The organism is Bacillus cereus group sp. Bc031 (assembly GCF_027716265.1).
Taxonomy (GTDB): domain Bacteria; phylum Bacillota; class Bacilli; order Bacillales; family Bacillaceae_G; genus Bacillus_A; species Bacillus_A paranthracis.
This window is the reverse complement of sequence record NZ_JAQFUL010000206.1, coordinates 1-1078: the sequence shown is the minus strand read 5'-3', so window position 1 is coordinate 1078 and position 1078 is coordinate 1. Positions and strand designations below refer to the sequence as shown.

The window sequence follows — 1078 nt, the reverse complement described above, 5'->3', positions numbered from 1 at the left end:
CCGAATTTCACTATGCAATAGCAAAAGAGTGGAGATTTTTTGAGTGGTTTTCTCAAAAAATACTACTCGACTATTGCTTAGTTAAAAGCCAATTTTTTTATACTGTCGAACAAAACACCAAAACCATGGTACAAGATAAGAGAGGGGATAGTTTCTAGAAAAATAGTGTTTAAGCTAGATATATCAAGGGATTTGGCGATTTTAGGCATTACATGAGGGATGTAACGACATTACATGAGGGATGTAATCATATTACACGAAAGATGTAATTAACATTACAATGATTTATTGTAATGTTTTGCATTTTTACTCTTTACAATCATTACAATGTTTCGTTATAATAACATTACATTATTTTATAGTAAGGAGGTGCTATTATGGCTAAAGTGACTAATACAATTTTAAGAACAATCGTTAATGAAGATGGTCAAATTACTCATCAAGAAGAAGAGAAAGTTATAAATTGGGGTACAGAGCCGAATTACATAAAAGTTTATTTAGACACAATTTTATATTTAAAAGACCTTCCTAAAGGATTAAATAGCATTTTATATGCTTTTCTAAAAAGAATGTCTTATGGAAATCAATTAGTTGTTAATGCGGCATTAAAAAGACAAATAGCAAAAGAATTAGGACTTTCTCTATCAAGTATTAATAACGCTATTTCTAAATTTGTGAAAGGCGAATTACTAATTAGGGAAGATACAGGACTTTATAAAGTAAATCCTCATTTGTTTGGAAAAGGCGATTGGAAAGACATTGCAAAAATACGTTTAGAAGTTGTTTTTGATCCAAAAGGAAAAACTATAATGTCTGAAATTGAAAAAAAAGAAACCAAAGAAGAAAAACAAAAAGTAGAAATATAAACCCCAAAAAAAATGTTCCCTGCATACTGGACACAGAGAACACTTATGCAGATAAGATTGAGACCCCTATTTGCATGTCTCCAGTATGCACAAACCTTTTTTATAAATCAAATACATTTACTGGAGGGAAATATAATGACTGCAAACCAAATGTTAGAAATGATTGTTGAGCAAAGTGTACAGGAACTAGAAAAAATTGAAAATCTTAAGGA

Annotated in this window: 1 protein-coding gene; it reads left to right on the top strand. The window is 30.0% G+C overall.

The genetic code is table 11. The annotated features are described in order from the left end of the window. The first annotated feature begins 377 nt into the window (after window positions 1-377). The gene (locus tag PDQ33_RS28895) at window positions 378-866 is read left to right on the top strand and encodes a replication/maintenance protein RepL (protein WP_202295962.1); all 489 of its coding nucleotides are present in this window, start codon (window positions 378-380) and stop codon (window positions 864-866) included. The last annotated feature ends 212 nt before the right edge of the window (window positions 867-1078 follow it).